Here is a 15,147-nt window from a genome sequence, read left to right as displayed (position 1 = left end):
AGACGCGGCCCTGCCCGGGATCCGCGAGGGACACCCGGGCAGGGCACAACAGCTTGAGTGATGACCGAACTTCCTACCCAGAATGACCTGGGCGAGGTTCAGAGGGTCTGCGGCCGGTGCCGCACTCTCAGCGCTGTGGCGCTCCCCTGTCGGAATATGAAGATGTGTGCGGTATCAGCCTACCGTCCGGCTACCTTTCGGTGGCAGCCAGCTGACCGCAGGCGCCGTCGATCTCCTGACCGCGGGTGTCCCGGATGGTCACCGGCACACCGTGGGCGGCGATCGCCTCGACGAACGCCTTCTCGTCCTCGGGGCGGGACGCGGTCCACTTGGAGCCGGGCGTCGGGTTCAGCGGGATGAGGTTGACGTGCACCGGCCTGCCCTTGAGCAGCCGGCCGAGCCGGTCGCCGCGCCACGCCTGGTCGTTGATGTCCCGGATCAGCGCGTACTCGATGGACAGCCGGCGCCCGGACCTGGCGGTGTACTCGAATCCGGCGTCGAGCACCTCGCGTACCTTCCACCGCGTGTTGACCGGGACGAGCGTGTCGCGCAGTTCGTCGTCCGGTGCGTGCAGGGAGATGGCGAGCCGGCACTTGAAGCCCTCGTCGGAGAACCGGTGGATGGCCGGGACCAGGCCCACCGTCGAGACGGTGATCCCGCGCTGGGACAGGCCGAGCCCGTCCGGCTCGGGGTCGGTCAGGGCGCGGATGGCGCCGACGACGCGGTTGTAGTTGGCGAGCGGCTCGCCCATGCCCATGAAAACGATGTTCGACAGGCGAGCGGGACCACCGGGGACCTCTCCGTCCCGCAGGGCGCGCATCCCGTCCACGATCTGGTGCACGATCTCGGCGGTGGACAGGTTCCGGTCGAGCCCGGCCTGTCCCGTGGCGCAGAACGGGCAGTTCATGCCGCAGCCCGCCTGCGAGCTGATGCACATGGTCACCCGGTCCGGGTAGCGCATGAGCACCGACTCCACGAGCGTGCCGTCGAACAGGCGCCACAGCGTCTTGCGGGTGGTCCCCTGGTCGGTCGACAGATGCCGTACGACCGTCATCAGCTCGGGAAGCAGCGCCTCCTGGAGCTTGGCGCGGGATCCGGCGGGGATGTCGGTCCACTGCTCCGGGTCGTGCGCGTACCGCGCGAAGTAGTGCTGCGCGAGCTGCTTGGCACGGAACGGCTTCTCGCCGATCGCGGCGACGGCCTCCTTGCGCTCGGCAGGCGACAGATCGGCAAGGTGCCGCGGCGGCTTCTTGGCACCGCGCGGGGCGACGAAAGTGAGTTCTCCGGGCTTAGGCATGGCTGTACCAGTGTCGCAGATCAAATCCGGTGACCTGCGGCTGCCGGTCGCTACGACTGTCGTTAGTGGTCGTCACCGGTCGCCCCTGAGCAGCCTCGGACGGCCCAGAGACGGCCCAGCGAAGATCACTCGTCGGCGGCCCGCCACTCATCGAGCTGGACCTTGACCTGGTGGTTGTGGGCGGCGTGCCAGATGACCTCCCCACTGACGAAGGCCCTGAGGGCTGGGAGGTCCATCCCGAGCGGCATGGCCGTGATCTCCGCCAGCGCTATGGCGTACGGCACGCCGTCTATACGTATGAAGACCCCGAAGCGCTGGCGACCGATGACCTCCCCGGTGATCCGGGCCTCGACGGGCAGAGCCGCGACGGTTGCCTCCCAGCTCTCCCGCACCAAGTCCGCGGCCGGCACTTCAGGGACCGCGGGCCAGGCGTACTCATCCATCGGCAGATCATGACGCCCTGGGACCGGTGCTTAGAAGATGCGGGCGGACCCCTCGTACCTCAGGCCGACAGGCTTGCGCCACCGCCGCGGCGGGCTAGTGGGAGCCGCCGTCGTTCGCCCTCGTTGCCGTCAGCGTTGCTGTCGGCCCGGCCCGCGTGGGGGTGCGCCTACGATTCCCACGGAAGATCGGCTCTTGGCAGGCACGGTGATGCTGGTCCAATGGGAGGGCGACAAGATGGGCGTTTTCGTCTCCATCAGGGGCTGGCTGGAGTGCGACGAGCAGCAGCTCGCCGCCGTCCGTCAAGTGATCGCGGGGCATTCTGACGGGCACTACAGCGGCGGCTGGGGCTTTCCGGCCCGCCACTTCAACTGGACCTACTACGTGTTCTACGGCGGCGATGTTCGTGAGTCGGCTGTGGACTGGTTCATGGAGCAACTGCGGTCCATAGCCGCGATCCCTGCTTCCGACGAGGACGGGGACCGGGTTCGCGGACTCTTTGTAGCCAGCAGCGAGGTGGCTCAACAGGTCGAGTGGCAGGTGAGGGGTGGATCTGTGACTACCCGGCCGACGGATCATGGACTTGGCTACCTGGCCGAATAGCACGGGGCTGCGCGCTGCGGGCGTCACCACCGCGGCCAATGAGCCGCACGACACCCGCTTTAGGAGTTCGATCCACACCTGCCCCTGGGGGCGTCGTCGCCCAGTGTGATGGCCGGGCAGTAACGCCGGCGTATGCCACCGTCCGGCCGCGTTGATGTCAGCCGTGGATGTCAGGATGGGCGGGACTTGCGTGTCTGGCGGTGTCTGACAACATGACGCAGCAGGAGCGCAGCCCAGGCAACGAAGCCCACCAGCCCTCCAAGGCGGACCCACAGCGGACTAGCTGTACTGGCGGCCGTCCACCCGAACCAGACGAGGCTCAGCACCATGTAACCGGGGCGTTCAACCAGGGATTGTTTCCGGTCCTGAGACATGCACCGCTCCCTTCCCGTGCAGCGTGATCGTCGCACAGAAGGCGGCATGTGAAGAGACCAGGCGTGAACTCAGGCTCGGAGCGGCGCCCACTTTCGCGGAAAGAAACGCCCCATCTTGCCGTACCGCCACCCCTACGCGGAAACCCGTCAGGCCTGAGGGCGCTGACCTGGGGTTTCACTGCTGGCGGCGGTGGCTCGTCTGTCACTGTCGGTCGCCGTTGGTCGACCTCGGGAGGCCTCGGACGGCCCAGGGACGGCCCAGGAATCAGACGACTCGTTTCCGGCGTCCGTCAGGCAGCGACGACGCTGCCCGTCACTCAAGCGGCACGGGGGCGACCGGGAGCTGTTCCCTGTAGGGCCACGTGAAGGTGCGGTCCGGTTCGAGGTGAGCCTCCCCCCAGTGGATGACGTGGATGCCGTTCTCGGCGTCGGCCGTGAAGAACACGCAGACGAGCCTCGTGGAGGCCCCCAGTTCCTCGAACGCTTCGTGCAGCCCCAGGTACTCCTCCGTGGTCAGGCCGCCGTCGATCTCGAACAGCCCGTCCGGAGACTGCGGCCCGTGGGCCCGGAACAGTCGACGGCGAGTGGGCGACGCGTTGGAGGGCAACCGGGCGCGGTCAGGGGGCCTCGGCTTGTCTGCGTACCTAAAGGGAAAGAGTGCGTGATCATTGATCACCGCATACTCGTACCCACGCACGTCTCGCACGGACTCCCCAAGCTCCCGTGCCGTCTCGGCCAGGTTTTCGCGTACGACCCCTGCGAGGGCGACACCGTACGGACTCCGTTTCTTCAGCCCAGCGGCGAGGTGCGCGGCATGAGCCTTCGCGTGCGCCTTGGCCAGTTGCACCGGAACCGCCGCGGCAAGCGGGCCGGCCTGCTGCCCGAACCGCTCGATTGCCCAGGCCGACGGCACTGCCGGTTGGTCACCCGACACAGACATGCAGCGTCCCCCTCCGCCCGATCACCGCGCCTCTCTACTGTGTGACACGCACACGAAGGGTGCACAAGGGGGCGATCCGGCCAGGGCGCAGCCGCAGATACTCGTTCCTCAGAACAGCCACAACTGATCACGTGCGGCCGTGACCTGCGGCCGCCCACTCGATCACCGCTCTGAACTGCTGTCGGCGTTGGTCACCAACGAGCGCCCTTCCACAGCCCCGGGACGGCCCGGGAGGGCGCTTCAGTGAGCATGCGCATGCGGAGATCGATGAACGGTCCTGGCATCGACCTGGCCCCCGCGATGGGCGCCGCAGCGTGTATCGGCTGCCGCGCTATCAGATGGCCCCGACACTGTCCCCGTGGCCCCCTCTTGCACTAGAGGGGCGCGATCGCAGTCCTGACGGTACGATCAGCGCGTCGTGCTGTGGGAGGGTGACCAAATAGGGCGCGAGGACATGTCTTTTTACTCCGTAGTCGACGCCGCGTCCACATGGACTGCAATTCCTTTTGCATCCATCGGGTTCGGCATTACCATTTATCAAACCTACAAGGCGAAAAATGCCGCAGAGTCTGCGCAGTTAGCAGCCGAGAATGTTCGCGAAAGTATAAGCAAGGCTTCGCTCCTGGTGCTTCTTCCGCAACTCCATAGGGCGGAAGAGCAGCTGGAACGATCTGTGAGGGATCGATCGCTAGACCTTACGATTTCTTGGCTTTCGACGTGGCGTTGGCAAGCTGGTCAAGTCAGAGGGTTGCTCGATGACGCTGATCCTTCCCAGAGGGAAATGATCATTTCGCTGCAAGCGTCGATCTCTGCTGCGGCGTCTGCGAAATCAAAGCTTATTGAGGTCGATTCGCCAGATATTGTGGCCATTACTAAAACCGCGCGGCAGTCCGTGGGTAAGGTAATCAGCGCCTTGGGTGCAATGACATCCGCGCTGGGGATGCAGGCAGGAGGGGTCGGAAATGGCAGTTGATCAGGAGAAACTGCTGACGCTCATTAACTCGCTGATCAGCGCCACAGAGGCTGAGAAGGTCGAGTGGACCAGTACGAGCACGCAGTCTGCTCCCACGGAGGACACCTATTCCCTGTCCTTGACGCGAGGGACTGTCATTATTTGGAGCCAGGACGGCGATGGCACCTTCCCTTTTATGCTGCAAATTCGCGGCGATCAAGGGCAGGTAGTCGAGGAAATTCGCTCCGCTGGCGGTGGTCTAGTGGCCGATGGTATCGCAGAGCTATTTCGCGTCGCGATGAACAGTGCGCGGAACGCTAACGCCGTTATCGATTCCCTCATTGACGACCTTACGGACCCATTCTGAGGTTGGCGGAGCGGCTTTGGGCTGGAGCTGCTTTGGGGCGAGTGATCATGGCCCCGTAAGCTCATGGCGAGTCGGGCGGTCTGTGGACCTGCCCGTTAAAGCACGACGTTGGGGCCATGATCTTAGAGGCTCGCCCCAAAGTGGCTGCCTAAAGCCGTGGAGCCGACCGCCCCAGCCACAGAGGGTATCTCCCCACTTCATGCCCGCAGCCGCCGAGCGCGCCGCCGGGCGCGGCCAGCCGGGGCGAAGACAGGAGGCAGGCCGCGCCGCAGAGGCGGCGCGCGCCCGCGCCGTGCGCGGGCCTTGATGAAGTAGAGAAAGTCTTACCGCGCTCCTGGCTGTTGGCCGTCTCCATCGGGACTACCTACTCACGTGAGTAGGTGGCTACGCTGGGATCGACCAGGACAACTAGGCAACGGGAGCGTGCTCAGCGGATGGGACCCAAGTCGGAGCGGGTGTACCGCACGATTCGCGAGTGGATCGCGACGGGCAAGTACTCGCCAGGTTCCAGGCTCCCGTCCGAGCGGACCCTGTCAGAAGAGTTGAGCATCGGCCGTACGGCACTGCGCCAGGTGTTGGCCAAGCTCGTGGCTGAGCACGTCGTCGAGGTGCACGGCCGCAGTTCCTACCGTGTCCCTGATCGGTCCGTGACGACCGAGGCGCCGACAGATGTCGAGCCCTGGCAGATCCATGGTGAGCGGACGCTGTACGACAACCGTTGGGTGAAGCTCGCCCTCGTCGACGTCGAGCCGCCCGGCGTGAAGCGCTTCGAACATCACGTCGTACGCCTGCACCACGTGGCCATCGCCGCCGTCATCGACGACCAGGACCGCGTCCTGATGATGTGGCGCTACCGCTTCGTCCCGCAGTCCTTCGGCTGGGAGCTCCCCGGGGGGATCGTCGACGAGGGAGAAGATCCCTTGCAGACGGCCATGCGTGAGTTCGAGGAAGAGACCGGCTGGCGGCCCAACTCCCTGGAGCGCGTGGTCACCTATCAGCCCATGGTCGGCATGGTCGACTCACCGCATGAGATCTACGTGGGCCAGGGCGCGAAGCTGGTAGGCGAACCGACCGATCTTGAGGAAGCTGGGCACATTGCTTGGGTACCCCTCGCCGACATTCCCGGCCTGATGGCACGCGGCGAACTCATGGGTTCGGGCACCCTCGTCGCCCTGCTGCACGTGCTCGCCTCCCGGGGCGCCGGCGCTTCGCCTACAACCGCTGGGTGAGCTGCTCGATCCGCCGTCGATGGCGCACTGACCCGGTCCGGCTCGCCACCAATCGGGCCTGCCGCAGATGCTCGTGCGCCTGGTCGTACTCGCCGCGGGCAAGGTGTGCCTGCGCGAGATCGCAGCGCAGTCCGGCCGATGCCCGTATGAACGTCGGGTCGGCCGTCTCCAGCGCGGAGTAGAGGTTGCTCACCGCGTCGTCATCACCTATCAGCGCCAGCGCGTTACCGCGCCACCTGGCAAGGTGCCCCGCGTTCAGGAAAATGCTCAGCATGTCTGGGTCCCGGGCCTCTTCTCCCGGCGGCAGGCACCGCACTGCGTTGTCAAGCGCCCGTCGGCACTCGTCCTGGAGCCCGGACCGGGCACAGATCTCGGCTTCGGCGGCATACAGCCAGGCCCTGAGACGTGGGGACATGGCCTTGCCGCCGAGTCGCTGCGCGTCCCGTATCAGCCCGATCGCCATGGATGGGCGTCCGGCGTCGCAAAGTACGTACGCCTGCTCTGCCGTGGCGTGGGCCAGGTACATCGGTTCTTCGGCTTCCTGAGCCGCTCGCTTGCCCAGCTCGTAGTGCCGCCAGGCTCGTTCAACCGCGCCGACGTCGAGCGCCTGCCAGGCGGCCAGGGTCGCCGCCCCGGCCAACGCTCGGGCGACCGGGCGTCGAGCCTCGGGAAGCACGGCGAACGTGAGAGCGTCTTCAAGGGTCGACAGATGCGCGGTCATCTGGTCGACCAGACTCGCGGCACCCAGCTGCCGGTCCATGGTCCGGAGTAGCTCCGTTTGGTCCATGAACGTCTCGACCATCGTCAGACTGACGCTGCGGGCCGCATCGATACGGCTCATGAGTTCGTCGTAACCGTCAGCCGCGGGGACGGCAGGCGACGCCTCCGGCTTGCCGGTCAGCTCGTCGTCCGTGACACCGAGCAGGACACGAAGGATCTTCGCGTACCGCGCGGAGATGGGGCGCCGGCCGTTCTCCCACTCCGAGACGTACACCCGCAGACTCGCCGTCGATGCCACGGTGAGCATGTGTTGGCGCGCATGGCGTTCGATCTCTCGAACTAGGCGCTCCTGTGACCACTCACGCGCGTTCCTTGCTGACTTGAGCCCGCTCATCGCCTAGTGCCGTCCTGCGTATGGGTGTTGAGCCGTAACAGCAGCATGCCTCACATCAACGCAGGTCGTCAGGGGTTAACCAGACTCCTGTTAACCCCTGTTGGCTACCGGAGCGTTGGCGTGGGCGCTTCCCTGGAACTGTCGCCGCAAGGGCAGTTGAGGCGCCCGAGCTGCGACAGCGCTTGACATCTGGTGCGCACCAGATGCAACCTACTGGTGCGCACCAGATGAGAGCGCGCAAAGCCTGCGGCTGCGCTGCGGGCTTCCGCCAACGCACAGGAGCGGCGACCCATCGCCAAGCAAGTACGCCGCTCCCACCCCTCCGAAAGGGAGTTCCATCATGCGTCAGATTCCCGTCGACACCTCCAACGCCACCGTGATGGTTGCCAAGGCCCCGCAGCCGAAGGTGAAGGACCGCCGTACCGGTGAGATCGCCCTTGACAAGGACGGCGTCACCCTGATGGTCGTGGAGGTCATGTTCTCCACGCCCGACGAGGTCGAGATCCTCAAGCTCACCGTCCCGCAGCCCGGCGTCTCCGAGGACCTGACCATGGGCACCCCCGTCGCGCTGACCGGCCTGGTCGCCTCGGCGTGGGAGAACGAGTTCAACGGCCAGAAGCGGCACGGCATCGCCTTCCGCGCGGTCGCCGTCACCTCGCTGGCCGCTGCGGGCTCGGCCTCGAAGGCGGCCTGAGCCATGACCTGGCTGATCGTCGCCCTGGTGCTGGTCGTCGCCGCTGCGGGTCTCCTGCGGTGGCGGCACCCCGCCTGGTACTGGCTGACCCTCGGGGCCACCCTCGCCGCCCTGCGGGTCCTGGTCCGCTACGGCACGGTCATGGACGCCTGCGGCCTGACGGTCCCGGCCCCCCGCTGGCGCCTCACCGTGGCGCGGGTGACCAACCGGCCAGTTCCCGCTCCGCGTGCCCCGCGCATCCTGCGCGTGAAGGTGACCCGGACCGGCCTGGTGCTGCGGCTCAAGCTCCGGCCAGGTCAGGACGCCTTCGACGTGGCCGCCTCGTGTGACCGGCTGCGGCACTCCTTCGCCCTGTACGGCGTCACCTCCCGTGAGCTGCGCTCCGGCGTGGTCGAGCTGCGGATGACTGGCTACGACGTGCTCAAGCGGGTGCAGATGCCCGCCCGGGACGACGCCCGCCCGATGCGGGTCCCGGTCGCCCTGCGCGAGGACGGTTCGGTGCACTACCGCGATTACCGGGCCGTCCCGCATGGCCTGACCCTCGGCGCCACGGAGTCCGGCAAGTCGGTCTATCAGCGCAACCTAGTCGCCGCGCTCGCTCCGCAGAAGGTGGCTCTGGTGGGCATCGACTGCAAGCAGGGGGTGGAGCTGTTCCCGCTGGCCCGCCGGTTCTCCGCGCTGGCCGACAACCCGGACACCGCGCTGGAGCTGCTGGAAGCGCTCGTCACGCACATGGAGGAGGTGTATCAGCTCATCCGGGCCGAGCAGCGGATCACCGCGGATGTGCCGGATGCGGAGATCGCCGCCGACATCTGGGACCTGCCCGAAGATGTGCGGCCGGTGCCGATCGTGGTCCTGGTCGACGAGGTCGCCGAACTCGCCCTCTTCGCCACCAAGGAGGAGGAGAAGCGCCGGGACCGGATCATCACCGCCCTGGCCCGGCTCGCCCAGCTCGGCCGCGCCGCCGGCATCTACCTGGAGGTCTGCGGGCAGCGCTTCGGCTCCGAACTCGGCAAGGGCATCACCATGCTCCGCGCCCAGCTCACCGGCCGCACCGCACACCGGGTCAACGACGAAGCCTCGGCGAACATGGCCTTCGGCGACATCGCCCCGGATGCTGTGCTGGCCGCGATCCAGATCCCCACCGACACCCCCGGCGTCGCCGTCACCGGTGACTCCACCGGCGGATGGGCCCGCATCCGCGCCCCGCACACCTCGCTGCGCCAAGCCGTGAACACCTGCAACCGGCACGCCGACCTCACCCCCGAGCTGTCCGCCCTGGCGGCTTACCGGCCCGCGGTCGCCCCGCTGCCCTCGGCCCGCGTGCCGCTGTCCAAGACAGCCCCCGCCACTGCCTGACCCATTCCCCTCCACGGCCGGCGCGACCGTCTTCGCGCCGGGTCCCTACCCCTGCCATGCCTGATCACAGGAAGGAGCCGTGATGGCCCGCCCCGCCCTCCGTGTGGATGCCGTGCTTGTTCAGGCCGTCATCGCCGGTGCCCTGTCCTTCGCCCACCTGCACGACCTGGCCGCCGCCGCTGGACAGGACGGCTGGAAGGCCTGGGCCTATCCGGTCTCGGTGGACCTGCTCCTGGTCGCCGCCTGGCGTCGGCTGCGCACCAACGGGCCGTCCCGGCTGGCCTGGTGCTGGTTCGTCATCGCCTTGGTCGCCTCGCTCGGCGCCAACGTCGCCACCGCCGGACTGCTCGACCTGAACGACGTCCCCGCCTGGCTGCGCATCCTCGTCGCCGCCTGGCCCGCCCTGGCCTTCATGGGCGGCACCCTCCTCGCCCACTCACCCGCGGGCCCCTCCTCGGATCGGCCGGCACCCGCCGCCCTGGACCCGGACCCCGTGCCCGAAGTGGAAGGCGAACCGGCCGCCACCACTGAGCCGGACCCGGCGCCCGAACCTGCCGCGGTCCCGGCGCCCGAGGAAACCCCGGCCCTGCCCACCGCCGAACCGGCTCCGGCCGACCCGGCTCCCACCCCGCCTCCGGCGGTGCCGGTCCCGGCCGCGCTGGTCGACCACGCCCGCAAGGTCGCCGACGACCACCACGCCCGCACCGGCGCCCGCATCGACACCGACACCCTGCGCGCCCGCCTCGGCGTCCCGCCTCACCTGGCCGACGCCATCGCCGCCCAACTCGCCTGACCAGGAAGGAGAAGCACCCGTGACCCGTGACCCGGCCGACCTGACCGCTGCCGACTACCTCGACGGCGCCCGCGAGATGACCGCCGCCAACCGGCCCTACCTCGCCCACCTGCTCGCCGAGGAAGCCGCCCAGCGCACCGCCGACCTCGCGACCGCCGCCGGTATCCGCGCCGCCTTCCCCGACCCGGCCACGACCCGAGAGGAGACCGACTGACATGCCCGCCCGCGACTTCTTCCACTCCGTGATGCGGATCGGCCCGGTGCAGATCGGCACCCACCGCGACTGCCACGGCACCACCAAGCACGCCGCCGTGTGCAGCTCCGACGGCTGCGGCTGGTCCGCCGACTACTCCTCCCAGTCCGCCGCTCAGCTTGCCGCCCGCACCCACCGCTGCAAGGTCCGCTAGGAGGCCAACGCCATGGACGTCCCGCTCTGGTTCGCCCTGATCGTCGTCGGCTGGCTCGGCGTCAAGCTCATCCGCCCGCCGCTGTGGCTGGTCCTGGTGCTGCTGCTCGGTGGCTACCTCCTCGCCGACAGCCTCCTATCCCCGGTCATCGACACCGCCGTCAAGTAAGGAGAGCCGATCATGTTCCGGCCCAAGCTCCCGATCATGCCCCAGCCCACCGGCCTGGTCACCCCGCCCGCCGTCGTCGAGCCGACCACCATCACCCCCGGCACCCCGACCCCCGCCCCGCCGACGGTAGCCCCGGCGCCGTCCCGCCCGGTCGTGCAGTTCACCCCGGGTACCGCGCTCGCCCTCGTCGGCGGCGGCACCGCCGTCGTCCTGGTCGTCGGCGCAGTCCTGGTCTCCATGCTCCTCGCGGTCGCCATCACCGGCGCCTCGCTCGCCATCTGCGCCCTGGTGATCCGCTCCCTGATCGTCACGGACCCCAAGCGTCGCTGACGGCCCCCGGGGCGGCTCTCTCGCCAAAGAACCGCCGCCCCGGGCGCCTTCCCACCTTCCCGATCCACCGGACCCGAAAGGCAACGCCCATCATGGCCCAGCACACCCCGACCTCGCGGATCTGCCGCGCCTGCGACGGCTTCGCCACCGTCGCCATCACCACCGGCACCCGCCACCCCGACGGCACCCGCGCCACCCTCCGTGTCACCTGCCCGACCTGCCAGGGCACTGGCCACGCCCTCCCTACCGCCGCCGTCGTGCGGGCCGGGAGGTAACAGCGTGAGCGACACCGCCACCCCGGCGGGCCTGGACCCGGTCACCCTCGGCGATCTGCTGCGGGTGGCCGGGTCCCCCGGCTTCGACCGCTGGCAAGACCAGATCCGCCGCACCGGCGGCTGCGCCGACCCCATCCACCTGACCGGCTGGACCCTGACCAAGGACAAGACCACCGGCCAGACCCTGCACCACTACACCACCGACGGCGAGCCGGGCGGACGGCTCCGCGTCGCGTGCGGCAACCGCCGCGCCTCCCGCTGCCCCGCCTGCGCCTGGACCTACGCGGGCGACACGTATCACCTGATCCGTGCGGGCTTGGCCGGGGACGACCGACGGGACATCCCCGTCACTGTCCGCGACCACCCGCGCGTGTTCGCCACCCTCACCGCGCCCTCGTTCGGCCGCGTGCACAACCGGCCCGACCATGGCACCTGCCGCTGCGGCACCCGCCACGCTGCCGATGACCCCGCCCTCGGCACCGCCCTGGACCCGGCCACCTACGACTATGCGGGCGCCGTGCTGTTCAACAACCACGCCGGGCAGCTCTGGCAGCGCTTCACCAACCGGCTCCGCCGCGAGATCGCCGCCCGCGCCGGCCTCACCCAACGGGAACTGAAGGAGTGCGCCCGGCTCTCCTACGGCAAGGTCGCAGAGTTCCAAAAACGCGGCGCCGTGCACTTCCATGCCGTGATCCGCGTTGACGGACCGGACGGGCCGGACACCGCTTCGCCGTCCTGGGCCACCGTGCAGCTGCTCGCCGACGCGATCCGGGCCGCCGCCGCGCACTCCTACACCTCGGTCTCCGTCCCGGCCGCCGAGGACCAACCGGTCCGGGCCTTCCGGTGGGGCACCCAGCTCGACGTCCGGCCGGTCAAGGCGTTCGGCGACGGCTCCGACATCACCGAACAGGCCGTCGCTTCCTACGTCGCCAAGTACGCGACCAAGGCGGCCGAGAACACCGGCACCCTGGACCGGCGCATCGGTGAGCTGTCCGAACTCGACCGCCACTGCGTCCCGGACCACACCCGCCGCCTGATCGAAGCCTGCAAGCGGCTCGACCCGCTGTATCCGGACCGGCGGCTGTGGGCCTGGGCGCACATGCTCGGCTTCCGCGGCCACTTCTCCTCCAAGTCCCGCCGCTACTCCACCACCCTCGGCGAACTGCGCCAGGCCCGTGCCGACTACCGCGCCGCCCAGGAACACGCCGCCCTCGGCCTCGACGACCGCGAGCCGGACACCGTCCTGGTCCTGGCCGACTGGCAGTACGCCGGACACGGCCACACCCCCGGCGAATCCGTCCTCGCCGCCACCATCGCACGCGACCTCCAGCTCAACCGCGAAACCGCCCGCGAAGCCCTACGCGACCAACTCGCCGACGAAAGGGATTGCTGACCATGGCCTCAGAGCTACCGAACCGTTTCCTGACCCCTGAGGACCTGGTCGAGATGTTCGAGCTTCCCAGCGTCGAGACGGTCTACCAGTGGCGCCGCAAGCGCACCGGGCCCCGCGGCTTCCGCGTCGGCCGGCACCTTCGCTTCGACCCGAACGACGTGCGGGCCTGGGTCGACTCCCAGATCGGGGAGGCTGCCTGATGGCCGGCCACATTCAAGACCGCTGGTGCCGGACCGAGGTCGGCCCGGACGGCAAGACCCGCAAGGTCAACACCGACCGCCACGGTTCGGGCATGCGCTACCGGGCCCGGTACGTCGGCCCCGACGGCACCGAGAAGTCCAAGAGCTTCCCGGACCGACAAAAGCGCCTCGCTGAGCAGTGGCTGACCGAGATCGCCTCGGACATGTCGCGCGGTCGGTACATCGACCCGCGCGCAGCTCGGATCACCTTCAAGAGCTACGCCGAGAAGTGGCTCAAGACGCACGGCATCGACCCGGCCAGTCAGGTCGTGGTTGAGCAGCGGTTACGCCTGCACGCGTTCCGGCTGATCGGCTCTCGGCCGTTGGACTCATTCCGTCCGGAGCACATCCGGGGCCTGGTGAGCGCGCTGGAGAACGACCCGGCCGTGAGTGGCGGCTATGCACGGAACATCTACGGCGACATACGGGCCGTGCTCAGCGCGGCGGTTGACGACGGGCTACTGCCCCGAAATCCGTGCTCCGCAAAGTCCGTCCGCCCGCCGGCCGCCGAGCAGCGCCGTGTTGTGCCGTGGCTGCCTGCTCAGGTTCATGCGGTCCGTGCAGCACTCCCCCAGCGCTACCGCCCCGTGGTGGACGTGGGTGCTGGGTGCGGGCTCCGTCAGGGCGAGATCGTGGGACTGGCGGAAGATGCCCTCGACTTCGATGGCGGCATCATTCGCGTGGTCCGGCAGGTGAAGCTGATCCGGGGCAAGGCCGTGTTCGCTCCGCCGAAGTGCAACAAGGAGCGGGACGTACCGTTGCCGCCCTCGGTCGCTGAGGCCCTGCGGGACCACATGGACGCCTTCAAGCCGGTTGAGATCACCTTGCCGTGGCGTAAGCCGGACGGCCCGAAGGTGTCGGCCCGCCTCCTGTTCACGAACACCGCGAGCGGACTCGTCTGGCGCAGCAACTTCAACATCCAGGACTGGAAGCCCGCCCTCGCGTCGGCTGGATTGATCGCGGAAGCCGGGGAGGACGGTAAGTACGAGTCCGCTCGTGAGCACGGCATGCATGCCCTGAGGCACTTCTACGCCTCGGTGCTGCTGGACGCTGGCGAGAGCATCAAGGCCGTGAGTGAGTACTTGGGACACTCCGACCCTGGGTTGACGCTGCGGGTGTACGCGCACCTCATGCCGTCGAGCCAGGAGCGTACGAGGAAGGCCGTGGATCGAGTGCTCCTGCCGGCCCCGCGCGAGCCTGACGGCCCAGAGACGGCCCAGTGACCCGAACCAGGCCCCCTATCCGCGCCGAACGCGCTGGTGGGGGGCTTGTCGCTGCCCTAACATTGCCAGTTCTCCGGGCTTAGGCATGGCTGTACCAGTGTCGCAGATCAAATCCGGTGACCCGGGGCTGCCGGTCGGCCACGGGGGGTGCTGTACTTCCCTGCTGTACAGCGGCCAGATGCGCGAGGTACAACATCGGCATGACGACTCAACCGACGCGGGCGATATGGTGGGCCGAGATAGCCGTCTTCCTCACCGCGGCCGCCGCGACCCTCACGGCGATCGCGTTTCTGGTGTCGTTGGCAGCCGGGGGCCGCCACGTGACCCTCGACATCGTGCCGATCGCGCTGTCCATCGGCGTCGGTATCTTCGTGAGCGGTCGGTTCAGGGCGTGGGGGTTGCGTCGCAGAGCCGCGTGCCACGCCCAACCTTGAAAACCGTCGTGGCGCGAGTCACCGCGGGTTCAAATCCTCTCCGTGAGCGCCCGTCGTTCCCCGGTCCTGTTCTGCCTCTCTGCCTTCCTGATCCGGAGAAAGTGCACGGCTCCAGCAATCCAGCTCAGGAACAGCAGGGCAGAAGCGGACTCGAGCATCTGGACCCAGCGGTCACCATCCGTGATCAACTCGGCGAGGTAGATCCCCGCGTAAAGGCTCCCCGCCGCGAACAAGAGGACCGAGCTTCTACCAAGCGATCCCGTGTCTTGCCGGTTTTTGCTCCCACCCGGACACTCTGCATGCCGCTCATGATGAGCGCGATCGGGGCGCATGGCTATAACCCGACAGCTGTCGCTGCCATAGCCGGCTGACCACTGCCGTCAGTGGTCATCCCTGGTCGCCGCTCTAACAGCCCGCCTCGACGCCGCTGTTCACGAACGAGTCGACATTGATCGAGTAGCCGGCCCCGGTGGTGAGGTCGGGGCGGCTTCCGTGACCGTCCTCCGCGAGGCCCT

At 68.3% G+C, this 15,147-nt stretch carries 20 protein-coding genes and 1 riboswitch; of the genes, 16 read left to right on the top strand and 4 right to left on the bottom strand.

Annotated elements, in window-relative coordinates:
• Positions 1-52 precede the first annotated feature (52 nt).
• A riboswitch (TPP riboswitch) is annotated at positions 53-158 on the bottom strand.
• A gap of 32 nt (positions 159-190) precedes the next feature.
• Together rlmN and ABZ818_RS30280 are read right to left on the bottom strand one after the other, a co-directional pair.
• Positions 191-1,297, bottom strand: coding sequence for a 23S rRNA (adenine(2503)-C(2))-methyltransferase RlmN (rlmN, locus tag ABZ818_RS30285; RefSeq protein WP_361421491.1), 1,107 nt, complete (start codon positions 1,295-1,297; stop codon positions 191-193).
• Positions 1,298-1,422: 125 nt separating this feature from the next.
• The gene (locus tag ABZ818_RS30280; RefSeq protein WP_361421488.1) at positions 1,423-1,740 is read right to left on the bottom strand and encodes a hypothetical protein; all 318 of its coding nucleotides are present in this window, start codon (positions 1,738-1,740) and stop codon (positions 1,423-1,425) included.
• Positions 1,741-1,933: 193 nt separating this feature from the next.
• Here ABZ818_RS30280 and ABZ818_RS30275 point away from each other — a divergent pair, with 193 nt between their 5' ends.
• Complete coding sequence (locus tag ABZ818_RS30275; protein WP_324838952.1) at positions 1,934-2,341, top strand: hypothetical protein; 408 nt, start codon at positions 1,934-1,936, stop codon at positions 2,339-2,341.
• A gap of 687 nt (positions 2,342-3,028) precedes the next feature.
• Here the strand turns inward: ABZ818_RS30275 and ABZ818_RS30270 are convergent.
• Positions 3,029-3,655 (bottom strand): hypothetical protein, encoded by a 627-nt coding sequence (locus ABZ818_RS30270; protein ID WP_361421484.1) that lies wholly within the window; start codon positions 3,653-3,655, stop codon positions 3,029-3,031.
• A gap of 418 nt (positions 3,656-4,073) precedes the next feature.
• Between ABZ818_RS30270 and ABZ818_RS30265 the strand changes: the two genes are divergently transcribed.
• The 3 genes from ABZ818_RS30265 to ABZ818_RS30255 all read left to right on the top strand — a co-directional run bounded on the left by ABZ818_RS30265 (position 4,074) and on the right by ABZ818_RS30255 (position 6,203).
• Positions 4,074-4,628, top strand: a complete 555-nt coding sequence (locus ABZ818_RS30265; RefSeq protein ID WP_361421481.1) for a hypothetical protein — start codon at positions 4,074-4,076, stop codon at positions 4,626-4,628.
• Positions 4,618-4,974, top strand: a complete 357-nt coding sequence (locus tag ABZ818_RS30260; RefSeq protein ID WP_361421478.1) for a hypothetical protein — start codon at positions 4,618-4,620, stop codon at positions 4,972-4,974. The genes ABZ818_RS30265 and ABZ818_RS30260 overlap by 11 nt, the downstream gene beginning before the upstream one ends.
• Before the next feature lie 434 nt (positions 4,975-5,408).
• The gene (locus ABZ818_RS30255) at positions 5,409-6,203 is read left to right on the top strand and encodes an NUDIX domain-containing protein (RefSeq protein WP_361421475.1); all 795 of its coding nucleotides are present in this window, start codon (positions 5,409-5,411) and stop codon (positions 6,201-6,203) included.
• Here the strand turns inward: ABZ818_RS30255 and ABZ818_RS30250 are convergent.
• Positions 6,187-7,230 (bottom strand): XRE family transcriptional regulator, encoded by a 1,044-nt coding sequence (locus tag ABZ818_RS30250; protein ID WP_361421578.1) that lies wholly within the window; start codon positions 7,228-7,230, stop codon positions 6,187-6,189. The genes ABZ818_RS30255 and ABZ818_RS30250 overlap by 17 nt on opposite strands.
• 427 nt (positions 7,231-7,657) lie before the next feature.
• Here ABZ818_RS30250 and ABZ818_RS30245 point away from each other — a divergent pair, with 427 nt between their 5' ends.
• The 12 genes from ABZ818_RS30245 to ABZ818_RS30190 all read left to right on the top strand — a co-directional run bounded on the left by ABZ818_RS30245 (position 7,658) and on the right by ABZ818_RS30190 (position 14,632).
• Complete coding sequence (locus ABZ818_RS30245) at positions 7,658-8,011, top strand: hypothetical protein (protein WP_361421472.1); 354 nt, start codon at positions 7,658-7,660, stop codon at positions 8,009-8,011.
• 3 nt (positions 8,012-8,014) lie between these two features.
• Positions 8,015-9,370: an FtsK/SpoIIIE domain-containing protein gene (locus ABZ818_RS30240; RefSeq protein ID WP_361421469.1), complete on the top strand. Its 1,356-nt coding sequence runs from the start codon at positions 8,015-8,017 to the stop codon at positions 9,368-9,370.
• An 82-nt stretch (positions 9,371-9,452) separates the two neighbouring features.
• The gene (locus tag ABZ818_RS30235; protein ID WP_361421466.1) at positions 9,453-10,163 is read left to right on the top strand and encodes a DUF2637 domain-containing protein; all 711 of its coding nucleotides are present in this window, start codon (positions 9,453-9,455) and stop codon (positions 10,161-10,163) included.
• 19 nt (positions 10,164-10,182) lie between these two features.
• On the top strand, positions 10,183-10,377 hold the full coding sequence (locus ABZ818_RS30230) for a hypothetical protein (RefSeq protein WP_361421463.1): 195 nt from the start codon (positions 10,183-10,185) through the stop codon (positions 10,375-10,377).
• Between the two features lies 1 nt (position 10,378).
• Positions 10,379-10,570, top strand: coding sequence for a mobile element transfer protein (locus ABZ818_RS30225; RefSeq protein WP_361421460.1), 192 nt, complete (start codon positions 10,379-10,381; stop codon positions 10,568-10,570).
• 12 nt (positions 10,571-10,582) lie between these two features.
• Complete coding sequence (locus tag ABZ818_RS30220; RefSeq protein WP_107080639.1) at positions 10,583-10,738, top strand: hypothetical protein; 156 nt, start codon at positions 10,583-10,585, stop codon at positions 10,736-10,738.
• Between the two features lie 12 nt (positions 10,739-10,750).
• Positions 10,751-11,068: a SpdD-like protein gene (locus ABZ818_RS30215; RefSeq protein ID WP_361421457.1), complete on the top strand. Its 318-nt coding sequence runs from the start codon at positions 10,751-10,753 to the stop codon at positions 11,066-11,068.
• Positions 11,069-11,160: 92 nt separating this feature from the next.
• The gene (locus ABZ818_RS30210) at positions 11,161-11,343 is read left to right on the top strand and encodes a hypothetical protein (protein ID WP_361421454.1); all 183 of its coding nucleotides are present in this window, start codon (positions 11,161-11,163) and stop codon (positions 11,341-11,343) included.
• A gap of 4 nt (positions 11,344-11,347) precedes the next feature.
• On the top strand, positions 11,348-12,736 hold the full coding sequence (gene repSA / locus ABZ818_RS30205) for a replication initiator protein RepSA (protein ID WP_361421451.1): 1,389 nt from the start codon (positions 11,348-11,350) through the stop codon (positions 12,734-12,736).
• A 2-nt stretch (positions 12,737-12,738) separates the two neighbouring features.
• On the top strand, positions 12,739-12,936 hold the full coding sequence (locus ABZ818_RS30200; protein WP_280869734.1) for a helix-turn-helix domain-containing protein: 198 nt from the start codon (positions 12,739-12,741) through the stop codon (positions 12,934-12,936).
• A complete protein-coding gene (locus ABZ818_RS30195) occupies positions 12,936-14,198 on the top strand; it encodes a site-specific integrase (RefSeq protein ID WP_361421447.1) in 1,263 nt (420 codons plus the stop codon). Before ABZ818_RS30200 ends, ABZ818_RS30195 begins: the two co-directional genes overlap by 1 nt.
• A 200-nt stretch (positions 14,199-14,398) precedes the next feature.
• Positions 14,399-14,632, top strand: coding sequence for a hypothetical protein (locus ABZ818_RS30190; protein ID WP_361421444.1), 234 nt, complete (start codon positions 14,399-14,401; stop codon positions 14,630-14,632).
• Positions 14,633-15,147: the final 515 nt, after the last annotated feature.

It is taken from the genome of Streptomyces sp. NPDC047453 (assembly GCF_040643155.1).
Taxonomy (GTDB): Bacteria; Actinomycetota; Actinomycetes; order Streptomycetales; family Streptomycetaceae; genus Streptomyces.
This window is presented reverse-complemented; position numbering and strand designations above follow the sequence as displayed.

What these genes read in the sequence shown, in the direction of transcription:
- rlmN (WP_361421491.1), bottom strand. Translation starts at nt 1,297, where the DNA reads ATGCCTAAGCCCGGAGAACTCACTTTCGTCGCCCCGCGCGGTGCCAAG.
- ABZ818_RS30280 (WP_361421488.1), bottom strand. Translation starts at nt 1,740, where the DNA reads ATGGATGAGTACGCCTGGCCCGCGGTCCCTGAAGTGCCGGCCGCGGAC.
- ABZ818_RS30270 (WP_361421484.1), bottom strand. Translation starts at nt 3,655, where the DNA reads ATGTCTGTGTCGGGTGACCAACCGGCAGTGCCGTCGGCCTGGGCAATC.
- ABZ818_RS30260 (WP_361421478.1), top strand. Translation starts at nt 4,618, where the DNA reads ATGGCAGTTGATCAGGAGAAACTGCTGACGCTCATTAACTCGCTGATC.
- ABZ818_RS30255 (WP_361421475.1), top strand. Translation starts at nt 5,409, where the DNA reads ATGGGACCCAAGTCGGAGCGGGTGTACCGCACGATTCGCGAGTGGATC.
- ABZ818_RS30250 (WP_361421578.1), bottom strand. Translation starts at nt 7,230, where the DNA reads ATGCTCACCGTGGCATCGACGGCGAGTCTGCGGGTGTACGTCTCGGAG.
- ABZ818_RS30245 (WP_361421472.1), top strand. Translation starts at nt 7,658, where the DNA reads ATGCGTCAGATTCCCGTCGACACCTCCAACGCCACCGTGATGGTTGCC.
- ABZ818_RS30240 (WP_361421469.1), top strand. Translation starts at nt 8,015, where the DNA reads ATGACCTGGCTGATCGTCGCCCTGGTGCTGGTCGTCGCCGCTGCGGGT.
- ABZ818_RS30235 (WP_361421466.1), top strand. Translation starts at nt 9,453, where the DNA reads ATGGCCCGCCCCGCCCTCCGTGTGGATGCCGTGCTTGTTCAGGCCGTC.
- ABZ818_RS30225 (WP_361421460.1), top strand. Translation starts at nt 10,379, where the DNA reads ATGCCCGCCCGCGACTTCTTCCACTCCGTGATGCGGATCGGCCCGGTG.
- ABZ818_RS30220 (WP_107080639.1), top strand. Translation starts at nt 10,583, where the DNA reads ATGGACGTCCCGCTCTGGTTCGCCCTGATCGTCGTCGGCTGGCTCGGC.
- ABZ818_RS30215 (WP_361421457.1), top strand. Translation starts at nt 10,751, where the DNA reads ATGTTCCGGCCCAAGCTCCCGATCATGCCCCAGCCCACCGGCCTGGTC.
- ABZ818_RS30210 (WP_361421454.1), top strand. Translation starts at nt 11,161, where the DNA reads ATGGCCCAGCACACCCCGACCTCGCGGATCTGCCGCGCCTGCGACGGC.
- ABZ818_RS30200 (WP_280869734.1), top strand. Translation starts at nt 12,739, where the DNA reads ATGGCCTCAGAGCTACCGAACCGTTTCCTGACCCCTGAGGACCTGGTC.
- ABZ818_RS30195 (WP_361421447.1), top strand. Translation starts at nt 12,936, where the DNA reads ATGGCCGGCCACATTCAAGACCGCTGGTGCCGGACCGAGGTCGGCCCG.
- ABZ818_RS30190 (WP_361421444.1), top strand. Translation starts at nt 14,399, where the DNA reads ATGACGACTCAACCGACGCGGGCGATATGGTGGGCCGAGATAGCCGTC.